The organism is Neorhizobium alkalisoli (assembly GCF_007829835.1).
Classification (GTDB): domain Bacteria; phylum Pseudomonadota; class Alphaproteobacteria; order Rhizobiales; family Rhizobiaceae; genus Neorhizobium.
In genome coordinates, this window is sequence record NZ_VIWP01000002.1 from 182,202 (window position 1) to 204,994 (window position 22,793).

At 59.9% G+C, this 22,793-nt stretch carries 23 protein-coding genes and 1 tRNA gene; 13 read left to right on the forward strand and 11 right to left on the reverse strand.

The window, feature by feature from the left end; translation table 11 throughout:
* Positions 1 to 28: 28 nt before the first annotated feature.
* Entirely contained in the window at positions 29 to 595 is a 567-nt protein-coding gene (locus tag FHW37_RS06705) for a GNAT family N-acetyltransferase (protein ID WP_186458175.1), read from the forward strand.
* A 134-nt stretch (positions 596 to 729) separates the two neighbouring features.
* The gene (locus tag FHW37_RS34430) at positions 730 to 855 is read left to right on the forward strand and encodes a hypothetical protein (RefSeq protein ID WP_281407238.1); all 126 of its coding nucleotides are present in this window, start codon (positions 730 to 732) and stop codon (positions 853 to 855) included.
* A 43-nt stretch (positions 856 to 898) separates the two neighbouring features.
* On the opposite strand, the gene FHW37_RS06710 is transcribed toward FHW37_RS34430, so the two are convergent.
* Entirely contained in the window at positions 899 to 1,573 is a 675-nt protein-coding gene (locus tag FHW37_RS06710) for a hypothetical protein (RefSeq protein ID WP_145634244.1), read from the reverse strand.
* A gap of 277 nt (positions 1,574 to 1,850) precedes the next feature.
* Positions 1,851 to 1,926 (reverse strand) — tRNA-Thr (locus FHW37_RS06715).
* Between the two features lie 262 nt (positions 1,927 to 2,188).
* Here FHW37_RS06715 and FHW37_RS06720 point away from each other — a divergent pair.
* Positions 2,189 to 2,959 (forward strand): NAD kinase, encoded by a 771-nt coding sequence (locus tag FHW37_RS06720; RefSeq protein WP_145634247.1) that lies wholly within the window; start codon positions 2,189 to 2,191, stop codon positions 2,957 to 2,959.
* 27 nt (positions 2,960 to 2,986) lie between these two features.
* On the opposite strand, the gene FHW37_RS06725 is transcribed toward FHW37_RS06720, so the two are convergent.
* Positions 2,987 to 3,640 carry a TetR/AcrR family transcriptional regulator gene (locus FHW37_RS06725; protein ID WP_145634249.1) on the reverse strand — a complete coding sequence of 218 codons (654 nt, stop codon included), beginning with the start codon at positions 3,638 to 3,640 and terminating at the stop codon, positions 2,987 to 2,989.
* Between the two features lie 167 nt (positions 3,641 to 3,807).
* Here FHW37_RS06725 and FHW37_RS06730 point away from each other — a divergent pair, with 167 nt between their 5' ends.
* Positions 3,808 to 5,010: a multidrug effflux MFS transporter gene (locus FHW37_RS06730; RefSeq protein WP_145634251.1), complete on the forward strand. Its 1,203-nt coding sequence runs from the start codon at positions 3,808 to 3,810 to the stop codon at positions 5,008 to 5,010.
* 75 nt (positions 5,011 to 5,085) lie between these two features.
* Here the strand turns inward: FHW37_RS06730 and prfB are convergent.
* The 3 genes from prfB to FHW37_RS06745 all read right to left on the reverse strand — a co-directional run bounded on the left by prfB (position 5,086) and on the right by FHW37_RS06745 (position 10,200).
* Positions 5,086 to 6,214, reverse strand: a protein-coding gene (gene prfB / locus FHW37_RS06735; RefSeq protein WP_145634253.1) for a peptide chain release factor 2 whose coding sequence is annotated in 2 segments (ribosomal slippage) — positions 5,086 to 6,144 and positions 6,146 to 6,214 — 1,128 coding nt in all. Because the reading frame shifts where the segments join, the coding sequence is not laid out codon by codon here.
* A gap of 107 nt (positions 6,215 to 6,321) precedes the next feature.
* Positions 6,322 to 8,778, reverse strand: coding sequence for a penicillin-binding protein 1A (locus FHW37_RS06740; RefSeq protein WP_145634255.1), 2,457 nt, complete (start codon positions 8,776 to 8,778; stop codon positions 6,322 to 6,324).
* A gap of 267 nt (positions 8,779 to 9,045) precedes the next feature.
* On the reverse strand, positions 9,046 to 10,200 hold the full coding sequence (locus FHW37_RS06745) for an N-acetylmuramoyl-L-alanine amidase (RefSeq protein WP_145635923.1): 1,155 nt from the start codon (positions 10,198 to 10,200) through the stop codon (positions 9,046 to 9,048).
* A 756-nt stretch (positions 10,201 to 10,956) separates the two neighbouring features.
* Here FHW37_RS06745 and FHW37_RS06750 point away from each other — a divergent pair.
* From FHW37_RS06750 to aat, 6 genes are all read left to right on the forward strand, one after another.
* The gene (locus FHW37_RS06750) at positions 10,957 to 13,875 is read left to right on the forward strand and encodes an Rne/Rng family ribonuclease (RefSeq protein ID WP_145634259.1); all 2,919 of its coding nucleotides are present in this window, start codon (positions 10,957 to 10,959) and stop codon (positions 13,873 to 13,875) included.
* 284 nt (positions 13,876 to 14,159) lie between these two features.
* Entirely contained in the window at positions 14,160 to 14,921 is a 762-nt protein-coding gene (locus FHW37_RS06755; protein ID WP_145634260.1) for a DsbA family protein, read from the forward strand.
* A gap of 148 nt (positions 14,922 to 15,069) precedes the next feature.
* Positions 15,070 to 15,507 (forward strand): type II 3-dehydroquinate dehydratase, encoded by a 438-nt coding sequence (gene aroQ, locus FHW37_RS06760; protein WP_145634261.1) that lies wholly within the window; start codon positions 15,070 to 15,072, stop codon positions 15,505 to 15,507.
* Positions 15,508 to 15,535: 28 nt separating this feature from the next.
* Positions 15,536 to 16,003 (forward strand): acetyl-CoA carboxylase biotin carboxyl carrier protein, encoded by a 468-nt coding sequence (accB, locus tag FHW37_RS06765; RefSeq protein WP_145634262.1) that lies wholly within the window; start codon positions 15,536 to 15,538, stop codon positions 16,001 to 16,003.
* An 11-nt stretch (positions 16,004 to 16,014) separates the two neighbouring features.
* Positions 16,015 to 17,361, forward strand: a complete 1,347-nt coding sequence (accC, locus tag FHW37_RS06770) for an acetyl-CoA carboxylase biotin carboxylase subunit (RefSeq protein WP_145634263.1) — start codon at positions 16,015 to 16,017, stop codon at positions 17,359 to 17,361.
* Between the two features lie 8 nt (positions 17,362 to 17,369).
* A complete protein-coding gene (aat, locus tag FHW37_RS06775) occupies positions 17,370 to 17,987 on the forward strand; it encodes a leucyl/phenylalanyl-tRNA--protein transferase (RefSeq protein ID WP_145634264.1) in 618 nt (205 codons plus the stop codon).
* Between the two features lie 21 nt (positions 17,988 to 18,008).
* On the opposite strand, the gene FHW37_RS06780 is transcribed toward aat, so the two are convergent.
* Together FHW37_RS06780 and FHW37_RS06790 are read right to left on the reverse strand one after the other, a co-directional pair.
* Entirely contained in the window at positions 18,009 to 18,446 is a 438-nt protein-coding gene (locus FHW37_RS06780; protein ID WP_186458176.1) for a DUF2155 domain-containing protein, read from the reverse strand.
* 185 nt (positions 18,447 to 18,631) lie between these two features.
* The gene (locus FHW37_RS06790; RefSeq protein ID WP_145634267.1) at positions 18,632 to 19,030 is read right to left on the reverse strand and encodes an NADH:ubiquinone oxidoreductase subunit NDUFA12; all 399 of its coding nucleotides are present in this window, start codon (positions 19,028 to 19,030) and stop codon (positions 18,632 to 18,634) included.
* Here FHW37_RS06790 and FHW37_RS34435 point away from each other — a divergent pair.
* Entirely contained in the window at positions 19,029 to 19,151 is a 123-nt protein-coding gene (locus FHW37_RS34435) for a hypothetical protein (protein ID WP_281407239.1), read from the forward strand. The genes FHW37_RS06790 and FHW37_RS34435 overlap by 2 nt on opposite strands.
* A gap of 18 nt (positions 19,152 to 19,169) precedes the next feature.
* On the opposite strand, the gene FHW37_RS06795 is transcribed toward FHW37_RS34435, so the two are convergent.
* From FHW37_RS06795 to gatB, 3 genes are read right to left on the reverse strand one after another with little or no spacing between them, the layout of a single operon-like run.
* On the reverse strand, positions 19,170 to 19,631 hold the full coding sequence (locus FHW37_RS06795; RefSeq protein ID WP_145634269.1) for a GNAT family N-acetyltransferase: 462 nt from the start codon (positions 19,629 to 19,631) through the stop codon (positions 19,170 to 19,172).
* 29 nt (positions 19,632 to 19,660) lie between these two features.
* Complete coding sequence (locus FHW37_RS06800) at positions 19,661 to 20,167, reverse strand: GNAT family N-acetyltransferase (protein WP_145634271.1); 507 nt, start codon at positions 20,165 to 20,167, stop codon at positions 19,661 to 19,663.
* A gap of 4 nt (positions 20,168 to 20,171) precedes the next feature.
* Positions 20,172 to 21,674 (reverse strand): Asp-tRNA(Asn)/Glu-tRNA(Gln) amidotransferase subunit GatB, encoded by a 1,503-nt coding sequence (gene gatB, locus FHW37_RS06805; RefSeq protein WP_145634273.1) that lies wholly within the window; start codon positions 21,672 to 21,674, stop codon positions 20,172 to 20,174.
* 124 nt (positions 21,675 to 21,798) lie between these two features.
* Between gatB and FHW37_RS06810 the strand changes: the two genes are divergently transcribed.
* Together FHW37_RS06810 and FHW37_RS06815 are read left to right on the forward strand one after the other, a co-directional pair.
* Positions 21,799 to 22,119 carry a DUF1294 domain-containing protein gene (locus tag FHW37_RS06810; RefSeq protein WP_145634275.1) on the forward strand — a complete coding sequence of 107 codons (321 nt, stop codon included), beginning with the start codon at positions 21,799 to 21,801 and terminating at the stop codon, positions 22,117 to 22,119.
* Positions 22,120 to 22,214: 95 nt separating this feature from the next.
* Complete coding sequence (locus FHW37_RS06815) at positions 22,215 to 22,793, forward strand: hypothetical protein (RefSeq protein WP_145634277.1); 579 nt, start codon at positions 22,215 to 22,217, stop codon at positions 22,791 to 22,793.

Consider the following 22,793-nt stretch of genomic DNA (forward strand, 5'->3'; position numbering starts at 1 on the left):
GAGACCACATCACCGGAGGCCCATCGAGATGAACCGGACTGCAGGCTTTTCGCTGGAAATTCTGACCGAGGCGGATTTTGCCGTGCTGGGGGATGAAGCGCGCAGCTTCTGCCTGCGGATCATCCAGGAATTTTACGGGATCGACTACAATCCCGTCTGGCATGCCGATCTCGATTCTCTGCGGTCCTCGGGGGAAGGCAACTGGTTCACGGAGAAAAGCCGCGGTGCCTTCATCATCGTTCGCAATGATCGGAACGAGATCATCGCGACAGGCGGACTGTGCGGCCTTGGCCGAAAACCCGGTACGGCGGAACGCCTGAAGGATCGTTATCCTGATCCGGCTAAAACCTGCCAGATCGTCCGCGTCTATCTCGATCAGACGGTGCGCCGGCACGGGCTCGGCAGCCGTATCGTCCATGCACTGGAAGCGGAATCAGAAAAGCTGGGTTATGCCCTCTCCTACCTCCATGCCGACGCGCTTGCAGACGGCACGCTGAAGTTCTGGGGCAATCAGGGTTATGCGGAATTCGGGCGTTTCTCCTATCCATCACCGAAGGGCACGGATACGAGCGTCGATTTCGACAAGCGGCTTTAGCCGCCGCACCTTACCCGAGGATCATTCCGGTCCAACAGCCGCAATCGCCTGTGCAGAACCGGGACAAATTAACCACCTGTTAATCGGGAAAGCCGCAAATCTCGACCACGGCTGGGGGCAGTCGAGGTTTTGTCATGCGTAACGGCGCCGTCGTGCTTTTCATCATTCCCATCATCGCCATGCTGATGTTCAGCGCCTCCGTGGCTTGGCATCGGCTGGAGGTTATTGATCCGGTGATGACGGGGTCGATTAGGCGGTGATGATCGACCATATATCTCACCACCGAGATCTTTGATTCGGGGTTCAGGGAATCGGCTTAGGTTCAAATCTTTTTCTGATTACCCTTGGCCAATTCTGAGCGGGCGGACTATCGAGAGTTTGAAAATTGAACGGATATTCCCCGGCTGCTCTTTTAGCTCTCATTTCTTCACGCATTTCATTTTCTTCGCGCTCAATTTGCTCCTCCTCCTTAATTAGGGCGCTGTAAACAATTTTTACTTGATCGCTTGATGTATTATTAAGACATCCCAAAATATACATATTCATGTAATTCTCCGATCGAGACGACGCGCTTGAAAAGTGCGTTCTTTTGTAGTTTGAGAAATTGTGAGCTAACCTGCCACATACCTGCTCAACACTCTCGGCAACTTTAGGAACAACCCCCTCACGCGCCCAAGTCTCAAAATCGCCGTACTCAATCTCAATGCCTGAGAACTTTTCCAGTGCACGCACGGCGAACTTTCTTTGCGGTTCTAACTCTTCGTTTGCTGCAGGGTTGCTTGCCTCCGATAGGATCGATAGCGCTACGCGCATCATCTCAATATCGAGCTCGCGATCCTTGTTAATAAAGCCCGTCGTTGAAGCTATCAGGGCTCCGACGACACCGAAGAGTGCTGCGAAGACCGCACCACTGGCAGTGTTGAAGATGGTCGATAAGAAGTCTATCCGTGAACTGGCTACATTTTCAGTCTCGGTCATAAGCATCCCCACACTTTGCAAGCCCAAAGTGCCACGGCATGGTCGGCTGTCAATGACTTGATTTTCATTTTCCTGGTCGCAGAAAAAACGACCACCAGTTCGGTCACGGCTATTTGCCCAGCCACACTTAATAGACCCACCCTACCCGTGTTGCATGTTGAATGCATTCGCCAGCATTTTCACGGAGTGCCGGGAAGCCAAGGGAACCAGCTTACAACATGCACATGCCATGCAGCCCAAAAAAGCCGCTGATTCACTGTAAACATTGGGAAATTTGTGGTGCCCCCGGCAGGGTTCGAACCCGCGACCCCCTGATTACAAATCAGGTGCTCTACCAACTGAGCTACAAGGGCACTCGGGGACGGGAGTTAGCATATTCTATCCTCCTGTAAAGCGAAAACTCCTGTCACATGATCATGACATGTGGATGGATCGAACGGGGGCGGGACAGGATGTCGCCGGTTGGGCTTGGCCATGGCGCTTGTGGCGGGCCGGTGTTTTCCTGTACCTAACGGCAGCGGCCGTACATTCCGTACGATCCTCGTGCGTCAAAAATCCTGTGTCCCTGCGCAAAACGCGTTCGCGTCACGCTTAGGGCTCCATCGAAGGTTCGTCATGGTATCGGCCGAAAAGCTCGCTTTCATCGCCTCCCCGGCTCCGGACGCGCAATCCGCGCTGGAGGAGCTTGTCGGGCTTTATGGCAATGTGCCGGCCCCGGAAGCGGATGTCATCGTGGCGCTGGGTGGCGACGGGTTCATGCTGCAGACACTGCATGAGACCATCCATACCGGCCAGCGGGTCTATGGCATGAATTGCGGTTCGGTCGGCTTTCTGATGAACGATTACAAGACCGACAATCTGCAGGCCCGCGTCGCAACCGCCGTCGAAAACGAGTTTCATCCGCTGCTGATGACTGCGACCGATTCGGACGGCAACACTTCGACGGCGCTCGCCATCAACGAGGTCTATCTGTTCCGGCAGTCCTATCAGGCGGCCAAGCTTCGGGTGGAGATCGACGGGCATGTGCGACTGGAGGAGCTGATCTGCGACGGGTTGATGATTGCAACACCGGCCGGCTCCACCGCCTATAACCTTTCTGCCCATGGGCCGATCCTGCCACTCGAGGCGCCGCTTCTGGCGATGACGCCGGTCAGCGCGTTCCGGCCGCGGCGTTGGCGCGGCGCGCTTCTGCCCAATCAGGTCTGTGTCGACCTCACCATTCTCGAGCCAGAAAAGCGGCCGGTGAATGCGGTTGCCGACAATACCGAGATCAAGTCAATCCTGCATGTGCGCGTCGCCCAGACGGCGGATCTCAAGGCGCGGCTTCTCTCCGATCCGGACCATTCCTGGTCTGACCGTATTCTTGCGGAACAGTTCAACAATTAAACTGCGGGTCTAAGGCTTAGGCGAGGCTCAGCGGCGGCCGAAGGCGCGGATGAAGGTTTTGGTCGCGTCGGCGGCCATCTGGTCGATTTCCGATTCGGGCATCGGCCGGCCGGTCTGCTGGTTGATCTTCAGGTCGGTCGCCAGCAGCGCCATGTATTGGCGGGCAGCGAGCGCCGGATCGTCGAGATCGAGATAACCGCCAAGGGCAAGCTGCGCCAGCCGCGCGGCGATCGCCGGGTATTTCTTGCCCGGGCCGTATTCCTTCCAGGTCTCGAATAGTTCCGGAAAGCGATCGCCCTCGGTTTCCACGAGTTTTCTCAGCCAGCGGCCGTTCGGGTCGCAGATCGCCTTGCGCAGCAGATTGGCGGAAAATTCGGCGAGCTCAGCTTCCAGATTTTTGGGCGTTACGGGAAAGGTGTCCAGCACCTTAAAGAAGCCGGCGCTGGAACGGTCGGTAATGTCGGAGACCACGACCTTGAAGAGATTATCCTTGTCGCCCAGCTGGTTATAGATCGTCTGGCGCGACACCCCTGCCCTTGCGGCAATCGCATCGATGCTGGCGCCGGCAAACCCTTCCTCGGCAAAAATATCCGCGGCAGCGTTCAGGATGGCCTGCCGCTTGTTCTGCGGCGCAGGCCAGGTTTCGGGTTCCAGAAGCGTGTCCGACAGCGAATTTTTCATGACAGCAACATAAGGCCACTTGACTGATTGGACAATCGTGTCCAAAATATTTTACATAATTGCCATCCAAGCTCCCATTCGGCCGGCAATCGTTCCCTTACTTCCTATGGTCGTCCCACCCTTGCGGTCTATACGCAAAATGTGGTGACGAGAAAGGCTTTTTCCAAATGCAGAGCAAGTCTTCGCATCATGCGCTCGTGCTCGGCCTGCTTTCGGCCGTCGGTCTGTTTGCCCTCGACATGTATCTCCCCGCTTTGCCGACCATCAGCGAAAACCTGAAGGCCGACAGCCATGCCGTCCAGGCGAGCCTGATCTCCTTTTTTGCCGCCATGGCGGTGTCGCAGATCGTTTACGGTCCGCTGTCGGACATGTTCGGCCGCAAGCGCCCGCTTTATGTCGGCCTTTGCCTTTATCTGATCGGCTCGATCGGCTGCGCGCTGTCGCCGTCGATCGAATGGCTGGTCGCCTTCCGCTTTCTGCAGGGCATGGGCGCCTGTGCCGGTGTCGTCATTTCCCGCGCCGTCGTGCGTGACCTGCATACCGGCCCGGCTGCGGCGGAACTGATGTCGCGGCTGATGCTGGTCTTCAGTGTGTCGCCCATTCTGGCACCGCTTGCCGGCAGTATCGTCACACTGTTCGGCGACTGGCGGCTGATCTTTGCCGTCATGGCGATTGCCGGCGTCGCCGGTCTGGCCGTTGCCCTCTTCGGTCTGGAAGAAACCCGGCCGCAAGCGGCCCGCAGTGAAAGCTCGATCGCAGGCGCCCTGCGCTCCTATGGCATGCTGCTGCGCGATCCCTATTATCTCGGCCTTGTCTTCATCGCCTCGTTCGGCATGTCGAGCTACATGATCTATGTCGCCAACTCGTCCTTCGTGCTGATCGAGCATTACGGCCTGTCGCCGACCTTCTACAGCATCGTCTTTTCGATGAATGCCGTCGGTTTCATCGGCATGTCGCAGCTGAACGGCTGGCTTTCGCGCAAGATCGGCCTGCGCAAGGTCATCCGCGGAGCGGTGCTCGGTTATGTCACGATGATGGTGGCGCTGGCGCTCGTCATGCATACCGGTTTCGACCGGCTGGAAATCATGGCCGCCTTCCTGTTCGGCGGTTACGCCTTCCTCGGCATGATCGTGCCGACGGCAGCCGTCCTTGCGCTCGAACACCATGGGCGCATCGCCGGCACCGCGTCGGCGCTGATGGGCACGATCCAGTTCTGCACGTCGGCCGTGGTGATCGGCGTCGGCGGCCTGTTCGTCGATGGCACGGCGCTGCCGATGGTGACCATCATCGCGATCTGCTCGCTTGTCGTCTGCGGCCTGTCGCTCTTCGTACTGCGCAGTTCGCGCGGTGCGATGGCGGCGGCCGAATAACAAAACCATCATTGCAAACGAAAACGGCCGGATCGTAAGATCCGGCCGTTTTTTGTTGTCCGATGAAATCGAAGATCAGTCGATGTCGGCTGCGACGTCGGCGGCACCGCTGATGCGGTGCGCGAGTGCGGCTTCCATGAACTCGTCCAGATCGCCATCCAGAACATCGTCCGGCGCCGTGCTGGAAACACCCGTGCGCAGGTCCTTGACCAGCTGGTAGGGCTGCAGAACGTAGGAGCGGATCTGGTGACCCCAGCCGATATCGGTCTTCGAGGCCGCTTCGGCATTGGCCGCGTCTTCGCGCTTCTTCAGTTCCGCTTCGTAGAGACGGGCACGCAGCATGTCCCAGGCCTTGGCGCGGTTCTTGTGCTGCGAACGTTCCTGCTGGCACTGCACGACGATGCCGGACGGCATATGCGTGATACGCACGGCCGAGTCGGTCGTGTTGACGTGCTGGCCACCGGCGCCCGACGAGCGGTAGGTGTCGATGCGGCAATCGCTCTCGTTGATGTCGATCTGAATCGAGTCATCGACGACCGGGTAGACCCAGATCGAGGAAAACGAGGTGTGACGGCGCGCATTGCTGTCATAGGGAGAAATACGAACGAGGCGGTGAACGCCCGATTCGGTCTTCAACCAGCCATAGGCATTGTGGCCCTTGACGAGGATCGTCGCGGACTTGATGCCGGCTTCTTCGCCGTCATGCACTTCGAGAAGCTCGACCTTGAACTTCGAACGTTCGGCCCAGCGGGTATACATGCGCAGAAGCATGTTGGCCCAGTCCTGGCTTTCCGTGCCGCCGGCGCCGGAATGCACTTCGACATAGGTGTCGTTGCTGTCGGCTTCGCCCGAAAGCATGGCTTCCACCTGGCGGCGGCCTGCCTCTGCCTTCAGCGCCTTCAGCGCATCCTCGGCTTCCTTGACGATTGCCTCGTCTTTTTCTTCCTCGCCCATGGCAATCAGCTCGATATTGTCGTTGAGCTGCTGTTCCATGGCCCGGACGCCACTGATGCCGTCATCCAGCTGCTGGCGCTCGCGCATCAGCTTCTGGGCTTCGGTGGCATCGTTCCAGAGGTTGGGATCCTCGGATTTGTTATTCAACCAGTCCAGTCGTCTTACCGCCTGATCCCAGTCAAAGATGCCTCCTCAGCAGGCTTATGGCCTGCTTGATTTCGTCGACTACGTTCTCGATTTCCGCGCGCATGGCGTTCTGCTTCTCGCTTTCAGATTTATCGGATTTCGGATTGCCGTGGACATAGTTGCGCCGGCCGCGGATGTAAAGGCCCGCGCCCGGCTCACGCCCAAGACGGATCAGAAGAGGCCGGGCATGCCGGACGTGACGGCCTGCTGGGCCTGCGGCGAGGATTCCAGGATCTGGTCCTGGCTCATGTATTCGCCGTCGCCGATGACGTGGAAGCTGTCGGCCGGGCCGGTGCCGGGCTTGAAGGCTTCCATGATCGTGTCGGGATCGCCTTCCGCAGCCGCCATGCCGGTCTTGCGGTTGACGGCCATGACCGTCATGCCTTCCGGCACGTGGAAGCGCTCAGCCGGCATGTGCTTTGCCGCACCCTCGAGGAATTCGTTGAAGATCGGCGCGGCAAGCGTGCCGCCGCTGACCCGGCCAAGCGGTGACGGGGTGTCGAAGCCGATATAGAGGCCGGCGACGAGGTTCGGGGTGAAGCCCACGAACCAGGCATCCTTTTCGTCGTTGGTGGTGCCGGTCTTGCCGGCGACGTCGCGATCCTTGACGGTGATCTTGCCGGCGGCGGTGCCGCGCTGGACGACGCCCTGCATCATCGAGGTGATCTGGTAGGAAGTCATCGGGTCGAGAACCTGCTCGCGGTTGTCGACGACGGTCGGCTCTTCCTGGTTCGCCCAGTCATTGGCGTTGCAGCCTTCGCAGGTGCGCTCCTCATGACGGAAGATCGTCTTGCCGTAACGGTCCTGGATGCGGTCGATGACGGTCGGCTTGATCTGCTTGCCGCCATTGGCGATGACCGCATAGGCCGAGACCATACGCATGACCGTGGTTTCGCCGGCGCCGAGCGACATGGCGAGAACCGGCAGCATCTTGTCATAGATGCCGAAACGCTCTGCATATTCGGCAACCAGTTCCATGCCCATGTCCTGCGCAAGGCGGACGGTCATCTGGTTCCGCGAATGCTCGATACCGAAGCGCAGGGTCGAGGGACCGTTGCTGCCTTCATTGCCGTAATTGTCCGGCTTCCAGACCTGGCCGCCGGAAACGACCTCGATCGGTGCATCGAGAATGACCGAAGCCGGCGTATAGCCGTTGTCGAGTGCGGCCGAATACACGAAAGGCTTGAAGGACGAGCCGGGCTGGCGCATCGCCTGGGTGGCGCGGTTGAATTCCGACTGCGCATAAGAGAAGCCGCCGACCATGGCGAGAACGCGGCCGGTATTCGGGTCCATGGCAACGAAACCGCCCTGTACCTTAGGCGGCTGGCGCAGCCTGTAGGTCTTGGCCTGTTCGTTGATCGTCTCGACGTAAACGACATCGCCGGACTTCAGCACGCCGTCGGGAGACTTGGCTGTCTTGCGGTCGCCGGTGGCATCGCGATAGGCCCATTTCATGTCGTCGGCAGCGATCGTACCGGTGACGCGGTCAGCTACAGGCTTGCCGGCACCATCGGTGTCGGGCTGCAGGCCAACGGTCACCGACTTGGCGGAGACGTCTGTCACGACGGCGAGCTTCCATTCCGGAATGTCGCCGAGCGCCTTCAGCTTTGCCAGTGCCGGACCCCAATCACCGCTCGGCGGGATCTGCGTGACCGGACCACGGTAACCGCGGCGCTCGTCGTAATCGATCAGGCCATCCTGCAGCGCATGACGGGCAAGAGCCTGCAGATCGGGATCAAGCGAGGTGCGGACCGAAAGGCCGCCCTCATACAGAACCTTGTCGCCGTAGCGTTCGATCAGCTGGCGGCGGACTTCCTCGGAGAAGAATTCCGAAGCGAAGACCTGGCCGCCGCCGCGGCGCAGATTGACGCCCAGCGGCTGCTTCTTGGCATCGTCGGCATCGCTCTGGGTGATGTAGCCATTCTCGGCCATACGGTCGATGACCCAGTTGCGGCGGTCCAGTGCTGCCTGGGTGTGGCGGAACGGATGATAGTTGTTCGGTCCCTTCGGCAGCGAAGCCAGATAAGCGGCTTCCGCCGTCGTCAGTTCGGTGACGGACTTGTTGAAATAGGTCAGTGCCGCACCGGCGATGCCGTAGGAGTTCAGGCCGAAGAAGATCTCGTTCAGGTAGAGTTCGAGGATCTTGTCCTTGGAATAGGTCTGCTCGATGCGGAAGGAGAGGATTGCTTCCTTGACCTTGCGGTCGATCGTCTGGTCGTTGGTCAGAAGAAAATTCTTCGCCACCTGCTGGGTAATGGTCGAGGCGCCTTCAGGGCGACGACCAGAACCGAAATTCTGCAGGTTGTTGAGAACTGCACGACCGAGACCGGAAATATCAACGCCCGGATGATTGTAGAAGTTCTTGTCTTCGGCCGACAGGAAGGCTGCCTTGACGCGGTCCGGAATGGCCTGGATCGGCAGGAACAGGCGGCGCTCGCGGGCATATTCCGACATCAGCGCGCCGTTGCCGGCATGCACGCGGGTGGCGACGGGCGGCTCGTAGGAAGCCAAGACCTCGTAATTGGGCAGATCCTTGGCAACGCCATTCAGATAGATGGCGGCTGCAGCGGCGACACCCAGAAACAGGACGCAGCCCATGCCAAAGAAATATCCAATCAGTCTGATCATGTCCGAGCTACCGTTCAGCTTTCAGTCGGCGCGCAATGCGCACCATCGCATGGTTCAAGGCGTTTTGCACGGTGATTGCACCGACGCAAGGCTTGGGGCGATAAAACGCACCGTCTCCGCCGCATTCGGCTGGCCACGAATAATCGTCCGAATGTGAGGAAAATAGGGCTTCGCCCAAGTATTTCCGTGGGTTGTCTGCAAGGTTTACGATATTCGCCTGCATCTGTGGCAGGCAGGCCACGTATTCGTGATCAGCAAAGCCCCGCATCAGCCGCCGTTTGCGACGGATCGACCACGATACTGATCGACGGCCGCAGAGATCAGGCCAGCGACTTTCTCACGCCATGCTTCATCGAGCAGTTGTCTTTCATCGTCCGGATTGGAGAGGAAACCGAGTTCGAGCAGTACCGACGGAAAATCCGGGGCGCGCAGAACCTGGAAGCCCGCCTGGCGGTGCGGATTGTTGATGAGGCCCACCTGCCCTTCGAAGGATTTGACCACCTTGTCGGCCAGCGACACCGAAAAGGCCTGGGTCTCGCGGCGGGTGAGATCGAGCAGGATGTCGGCAACCTCGGACGGACCAGCCTCCGGGCTGACACCGGCGATCTGGTCGGAAAGGTTTTCACGGGCGGCGAGATTTTCCGCCATGCGGTCGGACGCCTTGTCCGAGAGCGTGTAGACGGTCGCGCCGCGGATATCCTTCTGCGGAACCGTGTCGGCATGCAGGGAGATGAACAGGTCGGCATGGTGCTGACGAGCAATCGTCACCCGCTCGGACAGGGACAGGAACGTGTCATCCTCCCGCGTCAGGAAGGCCTTCACCCCCTGCAGCTTGTTCAGCTTGTCGGCGAGAAGCTTTGCGAAACCGAGCGTGATCACCTTTTCCGGCGTCTTGCTGGCGAGTGCCGTCGCACCGGCATCGATACCGCCATGGCCGGCATCGATCGCGACGGTGAAAACGCCATCGTCGGCGGCCAGCGGATTGGGCGCGGCCTCAACCGTCGAACCGTCATTCCAGTCCTGCCCCTTGAGCAGCGTGGCGAAATCGTCCTTGCTGGTCATCTCGGCATCGAGCACCAGCCGGTAACCGCCATTCTCCTCCTGGCGCGCCTCCGCCTTGACCAGCCTGACCGGCTTGACCGAGGTCAGGACGATGCGGGCGCTGGCGCTGCCCATCGTGCCGTAGCGAATATCCTTGAACAGGCCGCGCGGGGAAAGATCGTCGGCCGGGAAGCCGAAGGCGGTTGCGGGCAGGTCGATGATGATCCGCTCCGGACCGCCGACATAATGAACCGAAAATTCCGGCTTGGCCTCGAAATCGATGACGATGCGGGTTCTGGCGGCATCACCGGCGATGCGTGCGCCATAAGCGAGAATCGGCTGCGCCGCGCGGGCGCCCTGCCCCATCAGAACCGCGGCCATCAGAAGCGCGACCCGGCAGGCGATTCGCGCCGAGATCCATCGAAATTGCAGCACTGGCGCATGGCCCGTCCCGCTTCGGGACAGGTCGGCGCCTGTCTGTTTCCGGTGAGCTTTCAACCCCAGTTCCCTACTCGAATACCCGCTTCAAGCCTGTCCCGAATGGAAAATCCCATATGCCAAGCCTGTATTGCAAGGAGTGATGCGCGAAAACGCGCGAATCATGCCTTCCCGTCCTGATGTTTCATAAGAGGATCAAATCGATCGACAATATGGCGGATACGGGTTTTCCCTTGCTATTGTGACAGATAAACCATACAACGCAGGTGAAGGTTAAAGCGTTGACGGGATAGTCTGCCGATAGGCTGGCCAGCCTCTTAACGGGCCTGGCGCCGAGGACCGCAGTCATCCGCCGTCGCTACGCTTTATCCTGATACACACGATCCGTCCGGCGGTGGCCGGAAAAATACCGGATGGCACGCTATCCGTCGCTCAGTGGAGCAATTTCATCGGACCCTCAAGGGTCTATGTTTACGTCATTCTCGTTTGGTCTTTGATGTCGCGGCACAGTTTTCAGAACCGGGAGAGAACAAGGAAGCCTCTGGCTCCGTCTTCTTTCCGGTTGCCGTCACGACAGGTCCACCCGACGGGATCCCCCTTATCCGGCGCAACGACTGTCTCTCATGATCGGTCTGTCCCAGTTGAAATACTGGTGGCAGGCCTTTTTGCGGATGTGCGGCGCCGAGGAGCAGAACATCAATGGCAGACAAAATGCTTATCGACGCGTCTCACGAAGAGGAGACGCGCGTAGTCGTCGTACGCGGCAATCGCATCGAAGAATTCGATTTCGAATCGCAGCATAAGAAGCAGATACGCGGCAATATCTATCTGGCGAAGGTGACACGGGTCGAACCGTCCCTTCAGGCCGCGTTCGTGGATTACGGCGGCAACCGCCACGGCTTCCTCGCCTTCGCGGAAATCCATCCCGACTATTACCAGATCCCGCTTGCCGACCGGCAGGCGCTGATGCAGCAGGAAGCGGAAGATCAGCGCAAGATCGCTGAAGCCGACGCCATGGATCCTGTTGTCGATCTCGCCAACGAGGAACAGCCGGATATCGGCATCGTTCCGGCCGCACCGGTAGAGGCCGCAGCGCCTGAGGCCGTAGCCGAAGTCGTCGAGGCTGTTACCGAGACCACCGCGGAAGCCGCAGAGCCGGCGCCTGAAGAAAAGAAGACCAAGCCGCGCCGCAGCCGCGCCAAGAAGAAGCCGGAGGCCGCAAAGGCCGAAGAGGCTTCTTCCGAAGAGACCGCTGACGCCGCGCCTGCCCCGTCCGAGGATCAGGGCAACGACGATTCGACGCCGGACAGCATGGCCGCCATGGTCGATACCGACTCGATCTCGGAAGACGTCGATTCGCGCCGCCGTCGTGATGACGACGAGGATGACGACGACGATCATCACGAGAAGGAAGAAATCGAATCCGTCGGCGCAGAAGACGCGATGGAAGAAGTTCCGGATCGCGTCGTGCGCCGCCCGCGCAAGCAGTACCGCATCCAGGAAGTCATCAAGCGCCGACAGATCCTGCTCGTGCAGGTGGCCAAGGAAGAACGCGGCAACAAGGGCGCAGCGCTGACCACCTATCTGTCGCTTGCAGGCCGTTATTCGGTCCTGATGCCGAACACGGCACGGGGCGGCGGCATTTCCCGCAAGATCACCCAGCCGGCCGACCGCAAGCGCCTCAAGGAAGTTGCGCGCGAGCTGGACGTGCCGCAGGGCATGGGTGTCATCCTGCGCACCGCAGGCGCCAACCGCACTCGCGTCGAGATCAAGCGCGACTTCGAATATCTGATGCGCCTGTGGGAAAACGTCCGCACGCTGACCCTGCAGTCGACCGCGCCGACCCTCGTTTATGAAGAAGGCTCGCTGATCAAGCGTTCGATCCGCGACCTGTATAACAAGGACATCAACGAGGTCATCGTCTCCGGCGAAGAAGGCTATCGTGAAGCGAAAGACTTCATGAAGATGCTGATGCCGAGCCATGCCAAGGTGGTTCAGCCCTATCGCGACCTGCACCCGATCTTCTCGCGTTCCGGCATCGAAGCGCAGCTCGACCGCATGCTGCAGCCGCAGGTGACGCTGAAGTCCGGTGGCTACCTGATCATCAACCAGACCGAGGCGCTGGTTGCCGTCGACGTCAACTCCGGCCGTTCGACCCGCGAGCACTCGATCGAAGACACGGCACTGCAGACCAACCTGGAAGCGGCTGAGGAAGTCGCCCGCCAGCTGCGCCTGCGCGACCTTGCCGGCCTGATCGTCATCGACTTCATCGACATGGAAGAAAAGCGCAACAACCGCGCTGTCGAGAAGAAGCTGAAGGATTGCCTGAAGAACGACCGTGCCCGTATCCAGGTTGGCCGCATCTCGCATTTCGGCCTTCTGGAAATGTCGCGCCAGCGTATCCGCGCATCGGTTCTCGAATCGACGACGCAGATCTGCTCGCATTGCGGCGGTACCGGTCACGTTCGCTCGCAGTCTTCCGTCGGCCTGCATGTCCTGCGCGGCATCGAGGAATACCTGCTCAAGAACACGACGCACGACATTACCGTGCGCACGACGCCCGACATCGCGCTCTACCTGCTCAACCACAAGCGCGCGACCGTGGTGGATTACGAAAACCGCTTCGGCGTCTCGATCTTCATCGAATCCGACGTCAGCATCGGTTCGAACCATTTTGCGATCGACAAGGGCGAGCCGGTTGAAAACCCGGTCCGCATCGAGAGCCTGATGCAGTTCGCGGCGATCCCGGTCGAGGAAGAAGACGATGTCGTCATCGAGATCGACGAGGAAGAAGACGAGGAAGAGCTGAACGCAGCTCCGGCCCAGGCTTCCGGCGAACGCGCCCAGCAGAGCGATGAAAACGGCCGCAAGCGCAAGCGTCGCCGCCGTCGTCGCAATCGCGGCGGTGAACGCAATGGCGAAGCGCAGGCTTCCGACGCTGATGGCCAGGACCTTACAGCCGAAGATGGCGACGAGGACGAGGATGATGCAGCCGAAGGCGCCGTCAGCGCCGAGGGTGCAGAAACCGGCGAAGGCGATGAAGGTGCGCGCCGCAAACGTCGCCGTCGTGGCAAGCGTGGTGGCCGCCGCAACCGCGGTGACGAGGACGGCAGCGAAATGACGGCTTCCGAAGCCGGCGACGACGAAGCATCGTCGGATGAAGCCGGTGCCGAGGCGGAAGATGCGGTTGTCGCAGTCGAAGCTGCCGAGGAAACGACCGCAGCCGTTGTCGAGCCTGTAGCCGAAGAGGCTCCGGCTGAAGTTGCAGCACCGAAGCCGCGCCGCTCGCGCCGTGGCAAGGCTGCGACTGCAGCAACGGAAGAAGCGCCTGCCGCCGAGGCCCCTGCTCCGGTCGAAGCCGTTGCGGAACCGGTCAAAGCGGCTCCGGTCGTCGAAACGCCTGTCGTTGCCGAAGAACAGCCCGCAGCGGCTGCAGAAGCGGAAGCTGAAACGGCTGAAGGCGACGACAAGCCGGCCCGCGCCAACCGCGCCTCCAACATCTCCTCCTCCAGCGAGGCGGTGGTGAAAAGCTCCGACCCGGCAGCAGCACCGGAAACCGATGGCGAAGCCGGCAAGCCCAAGAAGGCTGGCTGGTGGCAGCGCCGCGGCTTCTTCTGAGCCTGGTCAATATTCTGGATTATCGAAACGGCCGCGTCAGCGGCCGTTTCTCGTTGGATGACACCGCATCCTCTGTTGAGGATCTGATTCACACGACGGCCGTAAACATCGCTTGGAAAAGGTTTTTTCGATTCTCGCGGCGCCGGTTTACGCAGTTGTGAAAGTCGAGTTGGCCTCCCCGTTCGTTTTCGGGTTTCCAGACGGTCTTTCCTGACTTAATTTCGGCCCGAATCGAACTGCTGTTCGGCATTTCTGCATTTCACCTTCTTCGACATGAGGACCGGATGACCTTCTTCAAGAAATTTGCTCTTGCCGGCGTCTTGGTCGCTGCTGGATTTTCGGCTGCCGCCCCGGCACTCGCACTCGATGACACGCAGAAGAAGGAAATGGGCGAATTCATCCGCCAGTATCTGATCGACAATCCGGAAGTGCTGATCGAGGCGCAGAACGCGCTTGAAGCCAAGCAGCAGGCCCAGCGCGTCGACCAGTCGACCAAGGCGGTCGCAGCCTACAAGGACACGATCTTCGCCTCTCCGTCCGACATCACGCTCGGCAATCCGAAGGGCGACGTCACCATCGTCGAATTCTTCGATTACAATTGCGGCTATTGCAAACACGCACTGTCCGACATGGACGGCATTCTGTCCAAGGACAAGAATGTCCGCTTCATCCTGAAGGAATTCCCGATCCTCGGACCGGATTCGGTTGCTGCGCACCGCGTGGCGAATGCCGTGCGCCTGGTCGCGCCGACGAAATATCCGGAATTCCATCGCAAGCTCCTCGGCGGCACGGCGCATGCTTCGGAACAGACGGCCCTTGCCGTTGCAAAGTCGCTTGGCGTCGACGAGGCTGCGATCCGCAAGTCGATGGCCGACAAGCCGAATGACGATCAGGTGCGCGAGACCTACCAGCTGGCCAACGCGATCGGCATTACCGGCACGCCGACCTATGTCGTCGGCGACGAGGCCGTATTCGGTGCCGTCGGCGGTGAAACGCTGGAAGAGAAGATCTCCAATGTGCGTTCCTGCGGCAAGGCAAGCTGCTGATCTTCCGATCCGAACATCCTCCCCTTTATCGCCCTTGGCCTTGACTTCCGTGGACGGCGGCCTCTTTCGGCCTGCCGGGGGCTTTTCCTTGCGGTCCTAGCGGTCTATAGGTGGCCGCAGATTTGTGGATGGAACTTCTAAGATTGCGATGAGCAAAACGATCTTCGTTCTCAACGGCCCCAACCTCAACATGTTGGGGAAGCGGGAACCGGGCATTTATGGCGGCAAGACGCTCGATGATATCGCTGCCGATTGCCGCGCCGCCGGCGACGCTCTTGGCTTCACCGTCGACTTTCGCCAGAGCAACCACGAAGGCGTGCTGATCGACTGGATCCATGAGGCCGGCGAGAAAGCCGCCGGTGTCGCGTTCAACGCGGGTGCCTATACCCACACTTCGATTGCGCTGCACGACGCCATTCGTGCGATATCCGTACCAGTCGTGGAAGTTCACATCTCGAATGTGCATGCCCGGGAAGAGTTCCGGCACCATTCGGCGATAGCGGCGGCCTGCAAGGGCGTCATCTGCGGGTTCGGGCCGACGAGCTACATTCTCGCCCTGCACGCCTTGAAATCCATCACTGCCTGACAACATAAACAAAACAATAGGGTTTGCTATGTCTGAGAAGAAAGCCGGTATCGACAAGGGTCTGATCCGCGATCTCGCGAACATCCTGAAGGACACCGATCTGACCGAGATCGAAGTCGAACAGGACGATCTCCGTATCCGCGTATCGCGCCAGGGCAATACGCAGTATATCCAGGCTCCGATCGCAGCAGCACCGGTTGCCGCCGCTGCACCTGTCGCGGCCGTTGCAGCTGCTCCGGCCGCTGCTGCCGGTCCGGACCTGAAGAATGCCGTCACGGCCCCGATGGTCGGCACTGTCTACATGGCACCGGCTCCCGGCTCGCGCGCTTTCATCGAAGTCGGCGCCACCGTCAAGGAAGGCCAGACCCTGCTCATCATCGAAGCCATGAAGACGATGAACCAGATCCCGTCGCCGAAGTCCGGCAAGGTCGTGGAAATCCTGGTCAACGACGCGCAGCCTGTCGAATACGGCCAGCCGCTCGTCATCGTCGAGTAAGGCTTGAGCCCATGATTTCCAAGATCCTCATAGCCAACCGCGGTGAAATCGCACTTCGCGTCCTGCGCGCCTGCAAGGAGCTCGGAATTGCGACGGTTGCGGTTCATTCGACCGCCGATTCCGATGCGATGCATGTGCGCCTGGCAGACGAAAGCGTCTGCATCGGCCCGCCGCCTTCGCGTGACAGCTATCTGAACATCCATCAGATCGTTGCCGCCTGCGAGATCACTGGCGCTGACGCCGTGCATCCCGGTTACGGCTTCCTGTCGGAAAATGCCAAGTTCGCCGATATTCTCGACGCCCATGGCATCACCTTCATCGGACCGACCGCCGACCATATCCGCATCATGGGCGACAAGATCACCGCCAAGCAGACGGCACAGGAACTGGGTATCCCGGTCGTGCCCGGCTCGGACGGCGAAGTGAAGCCCGAGAACGCGATGGAAATCGCCCGCAAGATCGGCTTCCCGGTTCTCATCAAGGCAACCGCAGGCGGCGGCGGCCGCGGCATGAAGGTCGCCAAGACCGAAGAAGATCTGGACGAAGCCGTGGCGACCGCCCGGACCGAAGCGTTGAACGCTTTCGGCAATGACGCGGTCTACATGGAAAAATATCTCGAAAAGCCGCGGCATATCGAGATCCAGGTCGTCGGCGACGGCGCAGGCAATGCGATCCATCTCGGCGAACGTGACTGCTCGCTGCAGCGCCGTCACCAGAAGGTCTGGGAAGAAGCCAATTCCCCTGCCCTCACCGTCGAGCAGCGGATGAAGATCGGCCAGGTCTGCGCCGATGCGATGAAGAAGCTGAAATATCGCGGCGCCGGCACGATCGAGTTCCTCTACGAAAACGGCGAGTTCTATTTCATCGAAATGAACACCCGTCTTCAGGTCGAACACCCGATCACCGAAGCGATCACCGGCATCGACCTCGTGCACGAGCAGATCCGCGTCGCTTCCGGCAACGGCCTGTCCGTGACCCAGGACGAGATCGTCTTTCAGGGCCATGCGATCGAATGCCGTATCAATGCCGAGGATCCGCGCACCTTCGTACCCTCGCCCGGTACGATCACCTATTTCCACGCTCCGGGTGGTCTTGGCGTTCGCGTCGATTCGGGTGCCTATGCCGGCTACAAGATCCCGCCATACTATGACAGCCTGATCGGCAAACTGATCGTGCATGGTCGCACGCGCAGCGAATGCATGATGCGCTTGCGGCGCGTCCTCGACGAATTCGTCGTTGACGGCATCAAGACCACGCTGCCGCTCTTCCAGGAACTTGTCGACAATCCCGATATCGCAGCCGGCGATTACGACATCCACTGGCTGGAGAAGCATCTGGCGGCAACGTCCGCTCAGTAAGGAGATCAATGGCAGGGCGTCGCGGCAAATACTATCCGGCGATTACACCGGAAATTCTGTTGCGCGCCTATTCCATCGGGCTTTTCCCGATGGCCGAAGCCGCGGACGACCCGGAGATTTTCTGGGTCGATCCGGAAATGCGCGGCGTGCTGCCGCTCGATACGTTCCACGTTTCGAAAAGCCTTGCCAAGGCAATCCGCCAAAAACCTTTCGACATCCGCTTCGATACCGATTTTCCCGGTGTCATCGAGATGTGCGCAGAACCCGCGGAAGACAGGCCCAGCACCTGGATCAATGCCACGATCCGAAAGCTCTATTGCGAACTGCATGCCATGGGCCATGCCCATAGCGTCGAGGCCTTCGACGGCGACGAACTCGTCGGCGGGCTTTATGGCGTTTCGCTCGGCTCCGCCTTCTTCGGCGAAAGCATGTTCTCCCGCCGCACCAACGCGTCCAAGATTGCCCTCGTGCATCTCGTCGAGCGCCTGAAGCAGCACGGCTTTACGCTGCTCGACACGCAGTTCACCACCGAACACTTAAAGACGTTCGGCGCGATCGACGTGCCCAAGGACGAATATCTCGCCATGTTGCGGGCCGCCGTCGACGGGCCGCATCTGGTATTCTGAAATTCAGGAAATAGAAGACGCTTACTTCGCTGCCTTGGCGGCGGGCGCCGGCACGTCCGAGGTCTGCTTGCAGCCTGTCAGCCAGACGTCATAGATCGGATGCTCGACGGCATTGAGGCCGGGGCTGTCTGCGAACATCCAGCCGGAAAAGATGCGGCGGATCTTGCGGTCGAGCGTGATCTCGTCGACCTCGACGAAACCATCGATCTTCTGCACTTCCGTATCGTCGCGGGAATAACAGACCTTCGGCGTCACCTGCAGGGCGCCGTATTGCACGGTCTCGTTCAGATAGACGTCGAACTTGGTGATGCGGCCGGTGATCTTGTCGATGCCAGCGAACTCGGCGACGTGGTTCTCGATACGGGCCGCGGACGCCTCGCCTCCCATCAGAACCGGAACGATCGCCAGAAGGGCGCCGACCGCCAGTTTGCGTGAGATAAGCTTCGTCCGTGTCATCATTCATCCCGTCTCGACAGATTTTGTCCGCCGAGGACTAAAGCGTGTCGCGATCTTTCAGATTCGCTCCGTACGCTTTAGTGTTTTGTTGGAGCATGTCGTTTTCGCAAAACCGCGGCACACTTTTGCGCGACATGCTTTAAAAGTGGATTATGGCCAAAACAGGTGTCGGCCTCGAAAGGGCAGGATCAGTTTCCTGGCGTCCAGGCGTCGTAATCGCCCGTGACGCGGGCGCGTTCACCGCCGGTCGCAAGCGAGCCCTTCGGGTGGTAGGCAAGCGGCGTACCGGTCATGTTGGCCTTGTGCGGCTTCTGCCATTCGCGGGCCTTGTAGTCTTCCTGCGACGGCGGAACGTCGGTGCGGTAGTGCATCCAGCCATGCCAGCCCGGCGCAATCGCCGAAGCCTCAGCATAACCCTTGTAAACGACCCAGCGCTTCGGCTTGCCCCACGAGGTCATCGGACCTTCGTAATAGACATTGCCCATTTCATCCTCGCCAACCTTCTTGCCGTGGCGCCAGGTGAAGACCCTGGTCCCCATCGTCTGTCCGTTCCACCAAGTGAAGATCTGCAGCAGGAGGTTTTTCATGGATGTTCCGTCGGCTTTGAAAGCAGGTTGGAAATACAATCTGATCGTAGGCTGGTCATTGGCTGGCCAATGGCACCGCACTGCTTCGCTTATGCCGCTTGGCAGCGTGCGTGTCCAGTGATTCCGGCTTTTGGCACCTTTATTTGAGCTCCATCTTGAAGCCGAAATGGCCCTTGGAGAAACCCAGTCGCTCGTAGAAACGATGCGCGTCGATGCGCTTCATATTCGATGTCAGCCGCACGACCCGGCAGTCATGGCGCCGCGCTTCTTCGATGGCGTAAGCAATCATCTGGGCGCCGATACCGCGCCCGCGCATGTCGGCGCGGGTCTGGACGGCCTCGATGATCATCGTCAGCGAGCCGCGGCCGGTCAGGGTGCGATTGAAGACGATCTGGAACGTGCCGACGACCTCGCCATCAAGCTCGGCTGCAAACAGCTGCTCGTTCTGGGAGGCGTCGATGACATGAAAGGCACGCAGGTAATCGTCGAAGGCGGCAGCGTCCGTCGTATCGCCGTGACCGCCGACATCGTCGTCGGCGAAGAGAGCTATCAGGGCCGGCAGATCCGCCTCCCTTGCCCGGCGGATGATGATCTCGACCATGTCATGCCCTCCCTGGTGCGTCTTTGCCTCTAATGCGAGGCCAGCCGCTTTTCCATGATGATCGCCGGCAGGCCGGAATTGGGGGCGCCCCACTCCTCCATGCGGTCGACCTCGACAAATCCGAGCCGCTCATAAAACGAAAAGGCCCGGACATTCTGCAACGCCACTTCCACCCGCATGATTTCGGCATCGGGGAAGCAGGTTTCGAGTTCGGCAAAGATATCGCGGCCGACACCCTCTCCCTGCGCCGAGGGGCGCACGTAGAGCTGATGCAGCATCACCGTCTTGTCCATCTTCGGATATTTGGCGGCATAACCGATGCCGCCGATCGAACGGCCGTCATCGGCGACGAGGAACTCGCCATCCTTCTTCAGGATGCGTGCCTTGATCGCGCCTGCCGAATGCCAGCTGCCGACCATGCGCGCCACCTGTTCGGGCCCGTAGAACGGGTCGTAGGAGGCATGGAAGGTTTCGGTGAGGACGGAGCGGATCTTTTCCACATCCTCCTCACCTGCGGTGCGAACGAAGTAGACCATAAGCCTACTCCTCGATCCCCAGCTTTGCCTTGACCAACGCCTGGACGGCCTGCGGATTGGCCTTGCCGCCGGTGGACTTCATGACCTGACCGACGAACCAGCCGGCCAGCGTCGGCTTCGCCTTGACCTTCTCGACCTGATCCGGATTGGCGGCGATGATCTCGTCGACGGCCTTTTCGATGGCGCCGGTATCGGTGACCTGTTTCATACCGCGGGCTTCGACGATCTCGGCCGGATCACCGCCTTCGGTGAGCACGATTTCGAACAGGTCCTTGGCGATCTTGCCGGAAATGGTCTCGGCCTTGATCAGGTCGATGATGGCACCGAGCTGAGCGGCGGAAACCGGAGTCTCTTCAATGTCTTTGCCGGTTCTGTTCAAGGCGCCAAGCAAGTCGTTGATGACCCAGTTGGCAGCCATCTTGCCGTCACGGCCTTCGGCCACGGCCTCGAAATAATCGGCGATCGCCTTTTCCGAAGTCAGGACAGAAGCGTCATAGATGGACAGGCCGAGTTCGGCGACGAAACGGGCCTTCTTGTCGTCCGGCAGTTCCGGCAGGTCCTTTGCCATGGCGGCGATGAAGGCATCATCGAATTCGAGCGGCAGCAGGTCCGGGTCCGGGAAATAGCGATAGTCGTGCGCGTCTTCCTTGGAGCGCATCGAACGCGTCTCGCCCTTGCCCGGATCGAACAGACGGGTTTCCTGATCGATCGAGCCGCCATCCTCGAGGATGGCGATCTGGCGGCGTGCCTCGTATTCGATCGCCTGGCCGATGAAGCGGATGGAGTTGACGTTCTTGATTTCGCAACGCGTGCCAAAACCTTCGCCCGGACGACGGACGGAGACGTTGACGTCGGCGCGCATCGAGCCTTCATCCATGTTGCCGTCGCAAGTGCCGAGATAACGGACGATCGAGCGGAGCTTGGTCATATAGGCCTTGGCTTCGTCCGAAGACCGCATGTCGGGCTTGGAGACGATTTCCATCAGCGCCACGCCGGAGCGGTTCAGGTCGACATAGGACATGGTCGGATGCTGGTCGTGCATCGACTTGCCGGCGTCCTGTTCTAGGTGCAGGCGCTCGATGCCGATCTCGATATCCTCGAACTGGCCCTGTCGGTCGGGGCCGAGCGAGATGACGATCTGGCCTTCACCGACGATCGGATCCTTGAACTGCGAGATCTGGTAGCCCTGCGGCAGGTCGGGATAAAAATAGTTCTTGCGGTCGAAGATCGAACGCTTGTTGATCTGGGCTTTCAGGCCGAGACCGGTGCGCACGGCCTGGGCCACGCATTCCTCGTTGATGACGGGCAGCATGCCGGGCATCGCCGCATCGACGAGCGAGACGTTGGAATTGGCAGGCTTGCCGAATTCGGTCGAGGCGCCGGAGAAAAGCTTCGAATTGGAAAGGACCTGAGCGTGCACCTCCATGCCGATGATCACTTCCCAGTCGCCTGTGGCGCCGGGAATGAAGCGTTTCGGATCGGGCGTGCGAACGTCGACTAGGGTCATCTTATGCTCGTCTCATAGGTGAATTCTTTAAGCTGGTGAGGTAGAACAAATGCCATTGTGGCGCAAGGCTTGAAGCCTCCTCCGAGCCTTTAAGCGCCCATGTGCATTGCCCCGGAGGCATTTGTTGTCGCTCGATACGATCCTCATACTCGCGACAACCGCCTTCCTCTACAACACCGTCGTCTTTTGCGTCTATTGGCGCGACAAGCAGGCGGCGCGCGACGGCAATTGGCGCGTCAAGGAATCGACGCTTCTGCTTCTCGCCTTTGCCGGCGGCGGACCGGGCGCTTTTACCGCTCAAAAACTGCTGCGGCACAAGACGCGGAAACCGCCCTTCCCGGTTGCCCTGCCGTTCTTTGTTGTCCTGCAGATCGCGATTGTGATCGTCCTGATCACAACTCCGGAGAGCTTCGTTGCAATCTGGCGTTCCATCGCCCTGTGGTGAACGGCAAAAACTCCGCTTTTCCCGCGGACTTGCCGCTTGCCGGTCGCGATGTTACCGATTGAGGACCGTCATCGGAAAAAAGCCCAGGGAGCATCATGACCCGTCGCCCGATCCTTTTCATCGCAGCCTTTTCGATCCTCGCCGGCTCTGCCCTTCCCCTTCTTGCGCAGCAGATCACCGTCAAGGATCAGGTCAAGCTGATGGAGGAGATGAAAAGCCAGGGCAAGACCGGGACAGCGAAGAAGACGAAGCAAGTCGATGCCCGCCCCGCCAATCTCGGCGAGATCGTCATCACGATGATCAAGGGCGAAGGCGTGGAAACGAAATCGAAGCCGGCCGAAGATGGCGACTGGGTGGTGCGCAACCGCTGCCCTGAAACCGGCAATGAGGAAATCCTCGTAAAGTCGGCAAAGTTTCCCGACCGTTACGGCAAGCCGCTCGGCGAGGCAGATTCGCGCGGCTATCGTCCCTTCCAGCCGAAGGGCAGCGAAATGAACTATTTCATCGTTCCCGCGACCATGGGAGGCTTCTCCTTCACCGCGCCCTGGGGTGAAAAGATGATCGCCAAGCCGGGCGACGCCATCGTGCAGATCCCGAGCGATCCGTCGGATACCTACCGCATCGCCGCCGCATCCTTCGCCTGCACCTACGAAATCACCAAGCCGGCCCCCTGA

Bases quoted from the DNA above. Each gene is read 5' to 3' on its own strand.
- FHW37_RS06780 (WP_186458176.1), bottom strand. From the start codon at position 18,446: ATGATGACACGGACGAAGCTTATCTCACGCAAACTGGCGGTCGGCGCC.
- FHW37_RS06710 (WP_145634244.1), bottom strand. From the start codon at position 1,573: ATGACCGAGACTGAAAATGTAGCCAGTTCACGGATAGACTTCTTATCG.
- FHW37_RS06725 (WP_145634249.1), bottom strand. From the start codon at position 3,640: ATGAAAAATTCGCTGTCGGACACGCTTCTGGAACCCGAAACCTGGCCT.
- FHW37_RS06795 (WP_145634269.1), bottom strand. From the start codon at position 19,631: ATGGTCGAGATCATCATCCGCCGGGCAAGGGAGGCGGATCTGCCGGCC.
- FHW37_RS06755 (WP_145634260.1), top strand. From the start codon at position 14,160: ATGACCTTCTTCAAGAAATTTGCTCTTGCCGGCGTCTTGGTCGCTGCT.
- FHW37_RS06705 (WP_186458175.1), top strand. From the start codon at position 29: ATGAACCGGACTGCAGGCTTTTCGCTGGAAATTCTGACCGAGGCGGAT.
- accB (WP_145634262.1), top strand. From the start codon at position 15,536: ATGTCTGAGAAGAAAGCCGGTATCGACAAGGGTCTGATCCGCGATCTC.
- FHW37_RS06800 (WP_145634271.1), bottom strand. From the start codon at position 20,167: ATGGTCTACTTCGTTCGCACCGCAGGTGAGGAGGATGTGGAAAAGATC.
- FHW37_RS06730 (WP_145634251.1), top strand. From the start codon at position 3,808: ATGCAGAGCAAGTCTTCGCATCATGCGCTCGTGCTCGGCCTGCTTTCG.
- FHW37_RS06790 (WP_145634267.1), bottom strand. From the start codon at position 19,030: ATGAAAAACCTCCTGCTGCAGATCTTCACTTGGTGGAACGGACAGACG.
- aat (WP_145634264.1), top strand. From the start codon at position 17,370: ATGGCAGGGCGTCGCGGCAAATACTATCCGGCGATTACACCGGAAATT.
- FHW37_RS06740 (WP_145634255.1), bottom strand. From the start codon at position 8,778: ATGATCAGACTGATTGGATATTTCTTTGGCATGGGCTGCGTCCTGTTT.
- FHW37_RS34435 (WP_281407239.1), top strand. From the start codon at position 19,029: ATGGATGTTCCGTCGGCTTTGAAAGCAGGTTGGAAATACAATCTGATC.
- FHW37_RS06745 (WP_145635923.1), bottom strand. From the start codon at position 10,200: ATGGCCGCGGTTCTGATGGGGCAGGGCGCCCGCGCGGCGCAGCCGATT.
- FHW37_RS34430 (WP_281407238.1), top strand. From the start codon at position 730: ATGCGTAACGGCGCCGTCGTGCTTTTCATCATTCCCATCATCGCCATG.
- aroQ (WP_145634261.1), top strand. From the start codon at position 15,070: ATGAGCAAAACGATCTTCGTTCTCAACGGCCCCAACCTCAACATGTTG.
- gatB (WP_145634273.1), bottom strand. From the start codon at position 21,674: ATGACCCTAGTCGACGTTCGCACGCCCGATCCGAAACGCTTCATTCCC.
- accC (WP_145634263.1), top strand. From the start codon at position 16,015: ATGATTTCCAAGATCCTCATAGCCAACCGCGGTGAAATCGCACTTCGC.
- FHW37_RS06815 (WP_145634277.1), top strand. From the start codon at position 22,215: ATGACCCGTCGCCCGATCCTTTTCATCGCAGCCTTTTCGATCCTCGCC.
- FHW37_RS06720 (WP_145634247.1), top strand. From the start codon at position 2,189: ATGGTATCGGCCGAAAAGCTCGCTTTCATCGCCTCCCCGGCTCCGGAC.
- FHW37_RS06750 (WP_145634259.1), top strand. From the start codon at position 10,957: ATGGCAGACAAAATGCTTATCGACGCGTCTCACGAAGAGGAGACGCGC.